Genomic DNA, 14,185 nt, shown 5'->3' with positions numbered 1-14,185 from the left:
TTAAAGTTTCACTTTATATTATAGTGCATTTAATTTTACAAAAACTTTAAAAAGAATGAGGGAAGTAATTCATATAATGAAGAAGGAAAAGGGTTTTCTCATTTTTAATGTGAGAGGGGGAAGCACAGGGAGAATTCTGTATTTCATATCTTTTCTATTGTAAATTCCTGTGCGAAAAGGAAATGAAAATTACGATAATAGGTACTGGATATGTTGGATTGATTACAGGAGTAGGATTGGCAAAGTTGGGGCATTCAGTTACATGTTTTGATATAGATGGTGAAAAAATTGAACGGATAAAACAAGGGGATTTACCTATTTATGAGGTTAGATTACATGAATTAATAAATTATGCATATGAGAATAATGCTTTAACTTTTACATCAAATAAAGAAGAGGCATTTGATGATGTAGAGTTTATATTTATTGCAGTTGGAACACCATCTTTATTAGATGGGACGGCGGATTTAACGTATATTCAGAGTGCTTGTAAAGATATTGGATTATATGCGACAAACGATATTATTGTTGTTACGAAAAGTACAGTTCCAGTAGGTACAAATGATGTAATGAAGGGATGGATTGAGGGGAATTTAAAAGGGAGGCATACAGTACATATCGTATCGAATCCAGAGTTTTTGCGTGAAGGTTCAGGTATTTATGATTTCTTTCATGGAGATCGTATTGTAATTGGAGCGGATAGTGAGGAAGTAGCAAGAAGAGTAGAGAGTTTGTATAGCCAATTATGCTTAGAAACGTATGTTACAGATATTAAAAGTGCAGAGATGATTAAATACGCATCGAATGCCTTTTTAGCTACAAAGATTAGTTTCATTAATGAAATTTCAAATATATGTGAGAAGGTAGGCGCAAATGTATTGGATGTTGCCAAAGGGATGGGAATGGATAAGAGAATTGGTGCATCTTTTTTAAATGCGGGCATTGGATATGGGGGATCATGTTTCCCGAAAGATACGAAAGCACTGGTGCAAATTGCGGGAAATGTTGCTCATGATTTTCGTTTGTTAAAAGCGGTTATTGAAGTAAATAATAAGCAACAGCTGCTATTGATTGAAAAAGCGAAAAAAGTTATGAACATGAATAAAAAGCGGATTGCAGTTCTTGGCGCGTCATTTAAGCCAAATACGGATGATATTAGAGAGGCATCATCTCTTATTATAATAGAAGCATTACTTAATATAGGTGCAGAAATTGTTCTGTACGACCCAAAAGCAATTCAATATGTGAAAAATATATTTGGAGATGCTATACAATATAGTAGATGTATAGATGAATCGATTAGAGATGCGAGTGCGGTTTTTATCGTAACAGAATGGGAAGCTATTCGAGTGTACCCATTAGAAAAGTACGTACAACTTATGAGAGAGCCTATTTTATTCGATGGGAGAAATTGTTATACTGATGAAGATGTTAAGAAACAAAAGATAGATTATTACTCGGTGGGCAGAAAAAGTATTTGTAATAGAAAAGTTTCTGTTATGCGTTAAAAAGGGATGTACTCATGCATATTTTTATATGTCATAATAGAAGCTGTAATTAGTGAAAGAAAAGAGGCAATCACATGACTGAACGTTTAAAAGTAATGACAATTTTCGGGACACGTCCAGAAGCAATTAAAATGGCACCTCTTGTATTAGAGTTGCAAAAACACCCAGAAAAAATTGAATCGATTGTGACTGTAACAGCACAGCATCGCCAAATGTTAGATCAAGTATTAAATATCTTTGGAATTACGCCAGATTTCGATTTAAATATCATGAAAGACCGCCAAACTTTAATTGATGTTACAACACGCGGTTTAGAAGGTTTGGATAAAGTAATGAAAGAAGCGAAGCCGGATATTGTACTTGTACATGGTGATACAACAACAACATTTATTGCAAGCTTAGCTGCTTTTTATAATCAAATTCCAGTAGGTCATGTTGAGGCGGGCCTTCGTACGTGGGATAAGTATTCTCCATACCCAGAAGAGATGAATCGTCAATTAACAGGTGTAATGGCGGATCTTCATTTCTCACCAACAGCAAAATCAGCAACGAACTTACAGAAGGAAAATAAAGATGAGTCACGTATTTTCATCACAGGAAATACAGCGATTGACGCGCTGCAAACGACTGTAAAAGAAACATATAGTCATCCTGTACTAGAGAAACTTGGAAATGATCGTCTTGTACTTATGACAGCTCACCGTCGTGAAAACTTAGGTGAACCTATGCGTAATATGTTCCGTGCAATTAAGCGTCTTGTTGATAAGCATGAAGATGTACAAGTTGTGTACCCTGTTCATATGAACCCTGTTGTTCGTGAAATAGCAAATGAAATTTTAGGTGAACATAATCGTATTCATTTAATTGAGCCGCTAGATGTAATTGATTTCCACAATGTTGCAGCTCGTTCATACTTAATGTTAACGGATTCTGGTGGTGTACAAGAAGAAGCTCCATCACTTGGGGTACCAGTTCTTGTTCTTCGTGATACAACAGAGCGCCCTGAAGGTATTGAAGCAGGTACGCTGAAATTAGCAGGAACAGACGAAGAGACAATCTTTGGTCTTGCAGATGAGTTGTTATCAGATAAAGAAGCTCATGATAAGATGGCGAAAGCATCTAACCCTTACGGTGATGGTCGTGCATCAGAGCGCATTGTAGAAGCAATTTTACAACACTTTAATAAGTAAATAAAAAAGGCCCAATCGGATAGATTGGGCCTTTTTGTTACGGCTGATTGCGCATAATCCACTCTGCATGAGCATTTGTAGAAGGTGGCGGATTAGTTGGTGTTTTATTTTGGTTTGTTTCTTTTTTTGCTTGTTCGTTAGAATTAGAACTTGAATTTGAATCATGATTTGAGTTGTTTTTTGTAGTTGGATTTTTTGCTTTTTCCCCTAATTCTTTTTCAATTTCGTTACGCACCGTTTCTACACTGATTGGATCTGGAAGGAAGTAATAAATACCGCCTATCTTTTTGTCTTCGCCTTCAAGCTTTAACGTTTGTATTGTAGAAGGATCAAATCCAGAGAGTTTATTGTAAAGAGCAAGTCCGTCTGAAATAGGAATGTCGGTTTTTATATATTTTCCAACGACAGCTGTTAAATCTTTAATTTTAAATACAGTAGAGGTGGAGTTTAGCTTTTGGGCAACAGCGGCTAGTAATTGTCTTTGTCTAGCAGCTCGACCATAATCGCCATTTGGATCTTGCTTTCGCATACGGACGTAAGCAAGTGCTTCTTCACCGTTTAAGTTTTGCTGTCCTTGCTTAAATTGAATTTTTTTGTAGTAATCTACGTCAGAGCGCTCCCAGAAATCGAAGGGTACGTCAACCGTAACGCCGCCGACAGCATCAACGATACCTTTAAAGCCTTGGAAATCAATTTTAAGATAATGGTCTACAGGAACTTTTAGAAAGCCTTCGACAGTTTTGATTGCCATTTCTTCTCCGCCGTAAGCATGGGCAGCGTTAATTTTGTCTTCCTTATCTTTACCAACAATTTTAACTCGAGAATCACGAGGAATACTCATAAGTGAAATCTTTTGAGTTTTCGGATTGACTGTTGCAAACATTAATGAGTCCGTACGACCATTTTGACCGTCTGTCGCATAATCTTCTATACCCATAATGAGAATTGTAAAAGGTTCCTTTGTAATTTCTACATCTTTGTTTCTTAAATCCGATTTTTCACGAGTAAAACCACTATACATCCCCATAAGAGAAGAGTAAGAATTTAACACATAAACTCCTATACTGCCAAATAAAAATGCGAAAATAAGGAAGAAGAAAAGTTTCCTTCTTCGCTTCTTTTTTATTCTGCTATTTTGGAGATGATAATAACGTTCTTCCATATATAATCTCCTTAGTTCGTTAGTTCATTTGTAGGGAAGTAATTCACTACATTAATCTTTGAAGGTGATAAATGGGTTATGCTTAGATAACATCTTGTTCTAAGTACAACATATCTCCTTCTGTAATTGTACATTTCCCGTTTGTTAATTCAATCATCCAATCTGTAAATGCTTGTTTGCCGTCTTCTTCTACATAAGTATCAAATGTGACATTTTCTAGATAATGTATATCTTTAATGGCATATTTTGAATTACGTAATTCATTTTCTACTTTGCCAAGTAATGTGTAATCAATCTCGGTTTGCATCACACGCATTAGTTTTCGCTGGACAACACCGACATGATTAATGCCTTCGCTTGTACACTTTCCATATGCACGAATTAATCCACCTGCGCCAAGTTTAATGCCACCAAAATAGCGTGTTACGACAACGACGGTATCTTTTAGCCCACGTTTTTTTAGTACTTCTAGCATTGGTACGCCAGCTGTACCGCTAGGCTCGCCGTCATCATTTGCTTTTTGAATATGATCTTGTTCGCCAATTAAATAAGCGGAACAATTATGTGTTGCATTCCAATGCTGTTTTTTTATTTTTTGTATAAATTCTTGAGCCTCTTCCTCAGTCGTTGCTCGGCTAATATAACAAATAAATCTTGATTTTTGAATGACGATTTCGTGTTCGCCGTAGTCTTTGATTGTTAAATATTGTAATAGCACTTGTATACGCCCCTATCTATCAAAATGACTAGTACTTTCCATTTTAAAAGCGAGCCTTTTTATATTCAAACATTTTTTCTAAATAGGCTGAAGTTTTTGGTGAGTATTTTATCTTTTTGTTGTAATTTGTCGAGATGGTGAGTATAATTTCAACCGGCATTTCCCTGTATGGATGCACCATTTGTAGTTTTCGTGTAAAATTAGGAAATAAAACTTTTTATAAGGCAGGTACGAAAATGAAAATAGCTATTGTTACTGATAGTACAGCATATATACCGAAGCAAATCCGTGATGAACTCAATATATATATGATTCCATTAAACGTTGTGTTTGGAACAGAATCTTATCAAGAAGAAGCTGAAATTTCAGCAGATGATTTTTATGTGAAAGTACGTGAACAAGAGGAACTTCCAAAAACTTCTCAACCAGCAATCGGAAAGTTTGTTGAGCTATATGAAGAACTAGCTAAAGATTATGATGCAGTTATTAGTATTCACCTATCAAGTGGAATTAGTGGTACATATCAAACATCAACGACAGCTGGGCAGATGGTAGAGGGTATTGATGTATACACGTATGACTCTGAAATTAGTTGTGAAGTACAAGGATTTTATGTGCGTGAAGGTGCAAGGTTAGCTAGTGAAGGAAAGAGTCCAAAAGAGATTATTGCTCGTTTTGATGAAATGAAGAAAACGATGGACGCCTATTTTGTAGTTGATGATTTACATCATTTACAACGTGGTGGTCGATTAAATAGCGCGCAAGCTTTCATCGGCAGTCTGTTACAAGTGAAGCCAGTTTTATATTTTAGAGATAAAATCATTATTCCGTTTGAAAAGATTCGTACACGTAAAAAAGCATTAAAACGTATCATTGAAATTTTTGATGAGCAAGCAAGTAAAGGTGTACCTATGGAAGCAGTTATCATTCATGCGCAACGTGAAGAGGAAGCGAATGAATGGAAGAAAGAATTAGAAGCAAAATATCCTCACGTCACAATTCGTACAGGTTATTTTGGAGCTGTAATTGGTACGCACTTAGGTGAAGGTGCATTAGGTCTTGGATGGTATACGAAGTAATAAAGATATAAAAAGCTCTCTTTTTAAGAGGGTTTTTTTACGGGTATGTTACGTTTAGTTGACAAGTTAATATTTGGAAATGGTAAAATGTACGTAAAATAAAATAATGAGGAAAGTTTTATAACTTACTTTTTACAAGAAACTATATTATAATAGAAGAGAGGTGAAACATATGGAGCATAATTCTTGTTTATGTCCAAAGTTTGAGTCAGCTTTTACTCTGCTTAGTAAGAAGTGGACTGGCTTAATTATTAAATCTTTGCTTGAAGAGTCGAAACGTTTTAGAGAAATCGCAGATATTATCCCAAATATGAGCGATCGTATGTTGTCAGAGCGTTTGAAGGAATTGGAAAGCGAGGGCATTGTAGTTCGTAATGTCTATCCAGAAGTACCAGTTCGAATCGAGTATGGCTTAACTGACAAGGGAAAAGCGTTAGAAAGTGTTATGGATGAGGTCCAAAATTGGGCTGAGAAATGGATGAAGTAGCATTTCATTTGTATTCGTATATTTAATAAAACGTAAGGGATTCCTTACGTTTTTTCTTTGTTTATAGAAGTAAGAAAAGTATATAAATTTCTACACACACATACAAAAATATACGAATTTTGCACTAGAGCTACATATAATATTACATTTGTTTTACAAAAACGTAACATTAGCAAAAAAAATCCCGAATTATGGTATAAATTTTATAGGTTATATACGGAAAAAGAAAAAAGAAAGCGGTGTAAAAAATAAAATGAAAAAGCTAAAAATGGCATCTTGCGCATTAGTTGCAGGGTTAATGTTTTCAGGGCTAACACCAAATGTATTTGCAGAAGATAAAATTTCTGACGTGAAATCACAAATTAATACACAAAATGACACTTTACATAAACAACAACAAGAACGTGATGAATTACAAAAACAAATGAATGACTTAAACAAAACAATTCAAGGTTTAGATAAGTCTGTTCAAGAGAATGCTGCAAAGCTTGATGAAACAACGAAAAAAGTTTCTGATACTGAGCAATTAATTGAAAAGAAAAATAAAGATATTGCAGAATTACAAACGAAGATTGCAAAACGTGAAGAGTTATTAAGAAAGCGTTTAGTTGCACTTCAAGAACAGCCAAATACGAACGTTGTAACAGAAGTTCTTGTAAACTCTAAAAACGTTGCAGATTTAGTTGATCGTTTAACTTCTGTTTCTAAAATTCTTGAGTCTGATGAAGATATCATGAAAACACAGCAAGAAGATCAAGCTAGTGTGAAAAAAGATGTTGCAACGGTAAAAGAGAAACAAAAAGAATTAAAAGAAGCACAAGCTCAAATTGAAACTGCTAAGAAGGAACTTGACGCTGAAAAAGAGAAAAAAGCAACAGCGGTAAACGATTTAAGCGGTAAAATGGATACAGTTGTAACTTCAATGACAAGTACGGAAGGTCAATTGAAAGAGCTTGAGAAACAAGCGTTACAATTACAACGCATTGCAGAAGAAGAAGCACAAGCAAAAGCTGCACAAGAAGCTGCTGCTCAAAAACAAGCAGAGCAAGCTGCTAAAGCTGCGCAAGCTCAGCCAGCACAAGCACCTGCAGAGCAAGCTGCGCCAGCAAACAATGGTGGACAAGCTCAAAAAGAAGAGCCTAAAAAAGAAGAACCTAAAAAAGAGGAACCAAAAAAAGAAGAGCCTAAGAAAGAAGCACCTAAACAAGAAGAGAAAAAGCCAGCTCCAAATGTGGGTGGCGTAATTGGTAAAGCGCAAAGCTACTTAGGTTTACCATATGTTTGGGGAAGTGCATCTCCATCAAACGGTGGTTTTGATTGTAGTGGATTCATTTCTTACATTTTTGGTGTAGGTCGTCAAGACGTTGCAGGTTACTGGAACTCAGTTTCTAAAGTAGGTAGCCCACAACCAGGAGACTTAGTATTCTTCCAAGGTACTTATAAAGCAGGTCCATCTCACATCGGTATTTACGTTGGTAATGGCCAAATGATTCATGCTAGTGATAAAGGAATTGCATACGGTGATATCAACAGCTCATATAACCAAAAACATTTCTTAGGTTACGGTCGATTCTAGGATTTATAAAAGAATAAAAAACGTGTATAAAGTCGATAGCTTACTATTTTATAAGTAGGTTATCGACTTTTTTGAGTTTTTACGGGATTTGAAGAAGGGTTTATAGTAGTGCTGGAGGTGATTGTCGATGCTAGCGGGGAAACAGTTGCTATTAGACGAACTTTCTTCAGATTTACAGAGGGAATTAAATGATTTGAAAAAGAAGGGAGAGGTCGTGTGTGTACAAGGTGTAAAAAAGAAGGCTTCTAAATATGTATGTCAGCGCTGTGGAAATATAGAACAGCGGCTATTTGCGTCGTTTTTATGTAAAAGATGCAGTAAAGTGTGCACATATTGCCGGAAGTGTATAACGATGGGGAGGGTAAGTGAATGTGCTGTACTTGTTCGCGGGATTGCTGAAAGAAAGAGAGAAAAGAATTTAAACTTGTTACGGTGGAGCGGAACGTTGTCTACTGGTCAGAATTTGGCGGCGCAAGGAGTTATAGAGGCTATTAAGCGAAAAGAATCATTTTTTATTTGGGCTGTATGCGGGGCTGGGAAAACAGAGATGTTGTTTTACGGTATTAACGAAGCGCTTCAAAAAGGAGAAAGAGTTTGTATCGCAACGCCGAGAACGGATGTTGTTCTGGAATTAGCACCGAGATTACAAGAAGTATTTCCATATATAAAGGTAGCGGCTTTATATGGAGGGAGTGTGGATAAAGAAAAAGATGCAGTACTAGTCGTTGCAACCACGCATCAATTATTGCGTTATTATAGGGCGTTTCATGTCATGGTTGTAGATGAGATAGATGCTTTTCCATATTGTGCAGATCAAATGTTACAGTACGCGGTAAAACAAGCGATGAAAGAAAGAGCGGCGCGTATTTATTTAACTGCGACTCCAGATGAAACGTGGAAGCAAAAATTTAGAAGAGGTGAACAAAAAGGTGTTATTGTTTCTGGACGATATCACCGTCATCCTTTGCCAGTTCCTTTATTTTGTTGGTGCGGGAATTGGAAAAAAAGCCTCATTCATAAAAGAATTCCTCGAGTTTTACTACAGTGGTTACAAACGTACTTAAATAAAAAATATCCTATTTTTTTATTTGTCCCCCATGTGCGATATATAGAAGAGATAAGCCTGTTGTTAAAGTCATTAAACAAGCGAATTGAAGGTGTACATGCAGAAGATCCGGGTAGAAAAGAAAAAGTAGCGGCTTTCAGAAAAGGAGAAATCCCATTATTAGTTACAACGACAATTTTAGAGCGAGGCGTAACAGTAAAAAATTTGCAAGTAGCGGTTTTAGGGGCGGAAGAAGAAATATTCTCAGAAAGTGCACTCGTACAAATTGCGGGCCGAGCAGGGCGGAGCTTTGAAGCACCGTATGGAGAGGTCGTTTATTTTCACTATGGTAAGACAGAGGCGATGGTGCACGCGAAAAAACATATTCAAGGTATGAATAAAAATGCGAAAGAACAAGGATTGATCGATTAATGCATTGTTTACTTTGTGATGAGTGTTTTGTAGAAACGGTTAGTTGGTACAATTTTTTTGTAAAGTGTCATAGAAAATATATATGTGATAGATGTGAGCAGAAACTTTCCTATATTATAGGAGAAATTTGCATGGAGTGTGGGCGGCCTTTAGAATATGTTCCTGCCTCATTTCAAGAAGACGGTATTTGTATAGATTGTCTAAGGTGGATGAAAGAGGCGGAGTATCGTTCTTTTAAAAACCGTTCGTTATATATGTATGATGATGAGATGAAAGAAATAGTAGCGCAGTTTAAGTTTCGGGGGGATGCAGAGTTAGTGCGCATTTTTTATCGTCCTTTTCGAAGTTTATTTCAAAAGTATTTTGCTAATGTTTCAACCGTTATCGCTGTTCCGCTTAGTAAGGAAAGGGAAGTTGAACGTGGTTTTAATCAAGCTGAGTTATTAGCAACTTGTTTACCTGTCAAAATTTCTTATCCATCATTAAGAAGAAGGGAAACAGAAAAGCAAAGTAAGAAGACACGTAAAGAAAGGGTGTCAGGAAGCAATCCTTTTTATTTTCAGGGAGAAGAGATGTTTTCTGGGCAACATATTTTACTCGTTGATGATGTGTATACGACTGGAATTACAGTTAGGCAAATCGGAAGTTTGTTATATGAAAGAGGGGCAAGGGAAGTATCTAGTTTGACACTTTGTAGAAGTTAATATGGCAGTGTCGAAAGGGATAATAAAAAGGCGATAAGTCTTCTTTGACTTCATATGTTGTCATTCGTTATAGTCAAAATATGGGGCGAATGCCCTGATTTTTAGAGTGAAGGGAATGGAATGAACATGCAAGGAAGAGTGAAATGGTTCAATGCAGAAAAGGGATTTGGGTTTATTGAGCGTGAAGATGGTGACGATGTATTTGTCCATTTTTCTGCTATTCAACAAGATGGGTATAAGTCATTAGAAGAAGGGCAACAAGTAGAGTTTGACATTGTAGATGGAGCACGTGGACCACAAGCAGCTAATGTTGTGAAACTGTAGGGGATATTGTTTTGGGAAGAGAAAGCTGCGTTTGTGGCAACGTTATATATATGTAGTAGAACCTCTTGTTTTTCGCAAGGGGTTTTTTGTTATAGGGTAAGTTGTCAAAAAGTTGTTTCTTTTCTGTAACGAATTGTCCACAGTTATATTCGTTATTCACGATGTTAATAGGATAAAATAAAGATAGAAACGATGCATCTTTTCATTTCAACAAAAAACGATAAAAAAATCGCAATTCCACTAATTTTTTTAAAAAAGTTAGAAGGAGTTTTTAAGCCAGTGTCGAAATTATAGTACATAGGCTTGAAAGGAGGAATTCATCTATGAAATTCAACATTCGTGGTGAAAATATTGAAGTAACTCCAGCATTAAAGGAATATGTAGAGAAAAAACTAAGTAAGTTAGAGCGTTATTTTGATACATTCCCAGAGATTAAAGTTAATTTAAAAGTATACTCTGACAAGCAACGTGTCGAGGTAACAATACCATTTACTGATTTATTACTTCGTGCAGAAGAAACTAATAGCGATATGTACGCTGCTATCGATTTAGTAGTTGATAAACTTGAGCGACAAATTCGTAAACATAAAACAAAGGTAAATCGTAAGTTACGTGAGAAAGGTTCTATGAAAACGAACTTTATCCTTCCAGAAGCAGTAGCTGTTCTGGATGCGGTAGAAGAGGATGAATTAGAACTTGTACGTACAAAACGATTCGATTTAAAACCGATGGACGTTGAAGAAGCGATCCTACAAATGGATATGCTAGGACATAATTTCTTCGTTTTCACAAATGCTGATACAAATGAAACTAATGTTGTATATGGCCGTAAAGATGGGAAATACGGTTTAATCGAAACTAAATAATAATTCAAAAGCGTAGCCGAAATGGCTGCGCTTTTTTTATGTTTTAGCTTTTTCTTTTCGCGAGGTGAAAAAAATTATAAGTAGCCAATTTCATTAAGAAGTGATTTTTGGACAGTGTTTCGTCAAAACAGTACGGGGAAATTAAAAACTTGGAAAGGTGAGTTACTCTTTATTATTTGGAACAGGCGTAGGTAAGCAGTTATCTTTACAAGTGATTCTTTGCTAGGGATATATTATTGTTTTTTAAAATTTAACGAAATGTTCGTAAGTGTAAAAATAATATTAAATATTCTAAAATCCATTGAAGGTATATCGAGGTGTTGTTACTATAATATTGCGTTATATAGATTTAGTTTATTCCTTCAGTGAAAAAATAAAATCCATATAATGCTACAAATTATCGGAGGTGTTTGTATTGAGTATTAAGAAGAAAAGTCGTTTTATGTTTGGATCTATTTTATCTTTAGGTATTTTAGCTAGTACTTTTGCTTTAACCGAACCGGCTAAGGCAGATACGATGGCTAATACAAGGGATGAACATGTGAACTTTACCTTTAGACTTTGGAGTCCATATGATTATACTAATGCACGTCTTAAAGAGACGCCTACCTCTATGTATATGCGTGTGAAGAGCAGTGAGAAGGGCGGAGGTTCTTTCAAAGTTTGGACAGAAGCGGATAAAAATAAAAATGCAGAAGATAGAAAATGGGTAAATGTTTCAGGTAAACATGAAGGAACAGTGGTACCGGGTAGAACATATCTTTTCCAAAATTATGCATATGAAAACCATGGGAAAAATGTGCCTGTAAGATTTGGTGGTTATTCTAGAGAAAATAATGCTTATCCTACTGCTTGGAGTCCTGATAGTGTAAGACCTAGTGGACCTTACACTGAATATTGATTTAGAAATTATAAATTGAAATTATTTATTTTGTAGTGCTAGAAAAAGTCGTATAGTTCCGAATCTGGATTATACGGCTTTTCCTGCTATTTCATTTTTAAAATAGGAGGAGCTGTAATGAGGTTTATTTCAAGATATATTTTAGTTTGTTTTTTTATATTGAGTATTTGTTTCTTAGTTTCTTGTCAAAAGAAAGTAGATGAACCTATTGTGCATATTGAAGATACTTTAACGAAAAAAGATAATTTAAAAAGTATTCGGTTACAAGAAATTAAGAAAAATACTATTTTTGAACAAGTATTTTTGGGGAATGAAAATGGTAATGATTTCTTTCAAGGTCAAATAGACAGAAATGATATTGCAATAGAAGATAAGCTTTTAGATGAAAATTTAAAGTCAGGAGTTATACCGGAGAATTATTATGTTTTTTTAACGGGTGTTACGAATAAGAAAAAACCAACGTATCTTTTAGGACGGATTGAACAAAGTAATGGAAAAATAATTCAGTGGAAACAAGAAGTTAAGAGCGTAAAAAGAAAAGATACAAATGATGTTTATCAGTATGAAGTTGAGTTTCCTAAATTTGAAGGAGAGAGAGCGAATGTTTCTTTTCGTTACATTTGGTTAAATAAAGAAAATAAATGTTATGGTGTTGCGGATCAATTATTCATATTAAAAAAGATATAAATTTAATTAATGGTTTATGGAGGGAGCTGTAGATGAGTTACTTTTTAGGGAGAATTTTAAAAGGTAGGATGTTTTGGATATCTTTATTTATTATGTTAGTAATTGTTACTGCTCAATATATTGCTATGTGTGTAACAACTAAAGGATTTAACGATGATGGGATTATAAGGATATCCCCATATTTATCTAATATTTTATATTTTAATAGATTATCGTTTTATAGTGAGTTTTATCTACTTATATTTCCTATGCTTTCCGCGATGGCTGTAGCAGGGATTTATAGAATTGATAAAAATTATGGGTTTATTTATCCTGTTATTTCTAAGATGGGAACACGTCATTATTTTAAGCTACTTTATTTTATGAATTTTATTGTATCTTTTTTTATTATAAGTGTCCCTTTACTATTTAGTTTTTATTTATATGCAATGACTTATCCAACAGTTGCTCCGCATCCAATATTAAATTATATGGCTTCTACTGTTTCGCCAATAGCTCAATTTCGTATAGTTTATTATGAGTATCCTACTGTATATTTTCTAATGTATGTATTTTTAAATGGTTTATACGGTGCGGTTTTTTCAAGTTTGGCTTTATCAGTTTCATTTTTTATAAAACGAGTTTATTTTATTTATTTAGTTCCATTTGTTTTTCATATTTTTTGGCTTGGTATTGGAAAAGGGATTCTCAATCCTAAAGAGTATTTAATTAAAGATTTCGGTTTTTTTGAATTACAAATTTTTCTTAGTGTCCTGTTATGTATTTGGTTTTGTTCTGTAGTTCTTTATTTACGGGGGAGTAGAAAGCATGTTCTTTTATAATGTAATGAAAGAAACTATAAGGATGAAATATGTTTGGTTAAGTATTCTCTTTTTACTTAATGTCAGTATCATTGTTTGCTTGTTCAATTATTTTGAACAGGGAATTGTAAAAGAGAAAATGAATGAATTGGAAACTTTGTATAAGGTTATGTCGTTTTATAATTTATCAACTATATTTATTCCTTTAACAATCGTTTTTTCTGTATATTCTATGTCGAACTTTTTTAGTATTTATGTTGTTCACAGAGTGAATAATGCATTGAAATTAGTTTCTATATATTATTTAAAATTATTCGTTTTTGTTTACTTTTTTGCTGGGAGTATGATTTTACAGTTATTTTTGATGTCAAATAGGATGGCTGTAACTAGTGTTGATGTAAATTATCCATTATTATTTTGTATTCAATTATTTGCGAATATTTTTATATGTATGATAAGTGCGTTGTTACAATTATTTTTACCTAGCTTACTTGTAATAATATGTATGATCACTGCTGTTTTACTAGATAGATTTATATTACATGGATTTTTATTTGCAAATGTTTTTTATATAAATGTCTTTGAAGATGCTACTGGCTTATTTATACGCTTATTTGGATGTTTTTTTATCTTTTTTATAAGTGTATGGATTTTATCTAAAAAAAGTTATATTTCTATGAATGATGAGACAGAGGTGATCTAGTTT

At 34.4% G+C, this 14,185-nt stretch carries 15 protein-coding genes; 13 read left to right on the top strand and 2 right to left on the bottom strand.

Annotated elements, in window-relative coordinates; all coding sequences use genetic code 11:
* Nucleotides 1–182 precede the first annotated feature (182 nt).
* Nucleotides 183–1,508: a UDP-glucose dehydrogenase family protein gene (locus tag ACTJJY_RS20145; RefSeq protein WP_023523499.1), complete on the top strand. Its 1,326-nt coding sequence runs from the start codon at nucleotides 183–185 to the stop codon at nucleotides 1,506–1,508.
* Between the two features lie 74 nt (nucleotides 1,509–1,582).
* Nucleotides 1,583–2,698, top strand: a complete 1,116-nt coding sequence (gene wecB / locus ACTJJY_RS20140) for a non-hydrolyzing UDP-N-acetylglucosamine 2-epimerase (protein ID WP_000140121.1) — start codon at nucleotides 1,583–1,585, stop codon at nucleotides 2,696–2,698.
* Nucleotides 2,699–2,735: 37 nt separating this feature from the next.
* On the opposite strand, the gene ACTJJY_RS20135 is transcribed toward wecB, so the two are convergent.
* Together ACTJJY_RS20135 and ACTJJY_RS20130 are read right to left on the bottom strand one after the other, a co-directional pair.
* Entirely contained in the window at nucleotides 2,736–3,860 is a 1,125-nt protein-coding gene (locus tag ACTJJY_RS20135) for an LCP family protein (RefSeq protein ID WP_097961023.1), read from the bottom strand.
* An 82-nt stretch (nucleotides 3,861–3,942) separates the two neighbouring features.
* Entirely contained in the window at nucleotides 3,943–4,578 is a 636-nt protein-coding gene (locus tag ACTJJY_RS20130; RefSeq protein WP_000926669.1) for a YigZ family protein, read from the bottom strand.
* Between the two features lie 236 nt (nucleotides 4,579–4,814).
* Between ACTJJY_RS20130 and ACTJJY_RS20125 the strand changes: the two genes are divergently transcribed.
* The 11 genes from ACTJJY_RS20125 to ACTJJY_RS20075 all read left to right on the top strand — a co-directional run bounded on the left by ACTJJY_RS20125 (nucleotide 4,815) and on the right by ACTJJY_RS20075 (nucleotide 14,182).
* Nucleotides 4,815–5,657 carry a DegV family protein gene (locus ACTJJY_RS20125; protein ID WP_000684727.1) on the top strand — a complete coding sequence of 281 codons (843 nt, stop codon included), beginning with the start codon at nucleotides 4,815–4,817 and terminating at the stop codon, nucleotides 5,655–5,657.
* Nucleotides 5,658–5,829: 172 nt separating this feature from the next.
* Nucleotides 5,830–6,144, top strand: a complete 315-nt coding sequence (locus ACTJJY_RS20120; RefSeq protein ID WP_000400857.1) for a winged helix-turn-helix transcriptional regulator — start codon at nucleotides 5,830–5,832, stop codon at nucleotides 6,142–6,144.
* A gap of 148 nt (nucleotides 6,145–6,292) precedes the next feature.
* Nucleotides 6,293–7,720: a C40 family peptidase gene (locus ACTJJY_RS20115; protein ID WP_000499486.1), complete on the top strand. Its 1,428-nt coding sequence runs from the start codon at nucleotides 6,293–6,295 to the stop codon at nucleotides 7,718–7,720.
* A gap of 127 nt (nucleotides 7,721–7,847) precedes the next feature.
* On the top strand, nucleotides 7,848–9,197 hold the full coding sequence (gene comFA / locus ACTJJY_RS20110) for an ATP-dependent helicase ComFA (RefSeq protein ID WP_000879411.1): 1,350 nt from the start codon (nucleotides 7,848–7,850) through the stop codon (nucleotides 9,195–9,197).
* Nucleotides 9,197–9,901 (top strand): ComF family protein, encoded by a 705-nt coding sequence (locus ACTJJY_RS20105; protein ID WP_021036092.1) that lies wholly within the window; start codon nucleotides 9,197–9,199, stop codon nucleotides 9,899–9,901. The genes comFA and ACTJJY_RS20105 overlap by 1 nt, the downstream gene beginning before the upstream one ends.
* A gap of 126 nt (nucleotides 9,902–10,027) precedes the next feature.
* On the top strand, nucleotides 10,028–10,225 hold the full coding sequence (gene cspC / locus ACTJJY_RS20100; protein ID WP_001990088.1) for a cold shock protein CspC: 198 nt from the start codon (nucleotides 10,028–10,030) through the stop codon (nucleotides 10,223–10,225).
* A gap of 323 nt (nucleotides 10,226–10,548) precedes the next feature.
* Entirely contained in the window at nucleotides 10,549–11,091 is a 543-nt protein-coding gene (gene hpf, locus ACTJJY_RS20095; RefSeq protein ID WP_000671189.1) for a ribosome hibernation-promoting factor, HPF/YfiA family, read from the top strand.
* Nucleotides 11,092–11,506: 415 nt separating this feature from the next.
* The gene (locus tag ACTJJY_RS20090; RefSeq protein ID WP_440606370.1) at nucleotides 11,507–11,992 is read left to right on the top strand and encodes a hypothetical protein; all 486 of its coding nucleotides are present in this window, start codon (nucleotides 11,507–11,509) and stop codon (nucleotides 11,990–11,992) included.
* A 117-nt stretch (nucleotides 11,993–12,109) separates the two neighbouring features.
* Nucleotides 12,110–12,679: a hypothetical protein gene (locus ACTJJY_RS20085; protein ID WP_440606369.1), complete on the top strand. Its 570-nt coding sequence runs from the start codon at nucleotides 12,110–12,112 to the stop codon at nucleotides 12,677–12,679.
* 32 nt (nucleotides 12,680–12,711) lie between these two features.
* Nucleotides 12,712–13,500, top strand: coding sequence for a hypothetical protein (locus tag ACTJJY_RS20080; RefSeq protein ID WP_440606368.1), 789 nt, complete (start codon nucleotides 12,712–12,714; stop codon nucleotides 13,498–13,500).
* Complete coding sequence (locus ACTJJY_RS20075) at nucleotides 13,487–14,182, top strand: hypothetical protein (RefSeq protein WP_440606367.1); 696 nt, start codon at nucleotides 13,487–13,489, stop codon at nucleotides 14,180–14,182. Before ACTJJY_RS20080 ends, ACTJJY_RS20075 begins: the two co-directional genes overlap by 14 nt.
* The last annotated feature ends 3 nt before the right edge of the window (nucleotides 14,183–14,185 follow it).

Origin of the sequence: Bacillus sp. 22475 (assembly GCF_052044835.1) — a bacterium.
Taxonomy (GTDB): Bacteria; Bacillota; Bacilli; order Bacillales; family Bacillaceae_G; genus Bacillus_A; species Bacillus_A cereus.
Note: the sequence above shows the minus strand (reverse complement) of the source record. Positions and strands in the feature narration are given on the sequence as shown.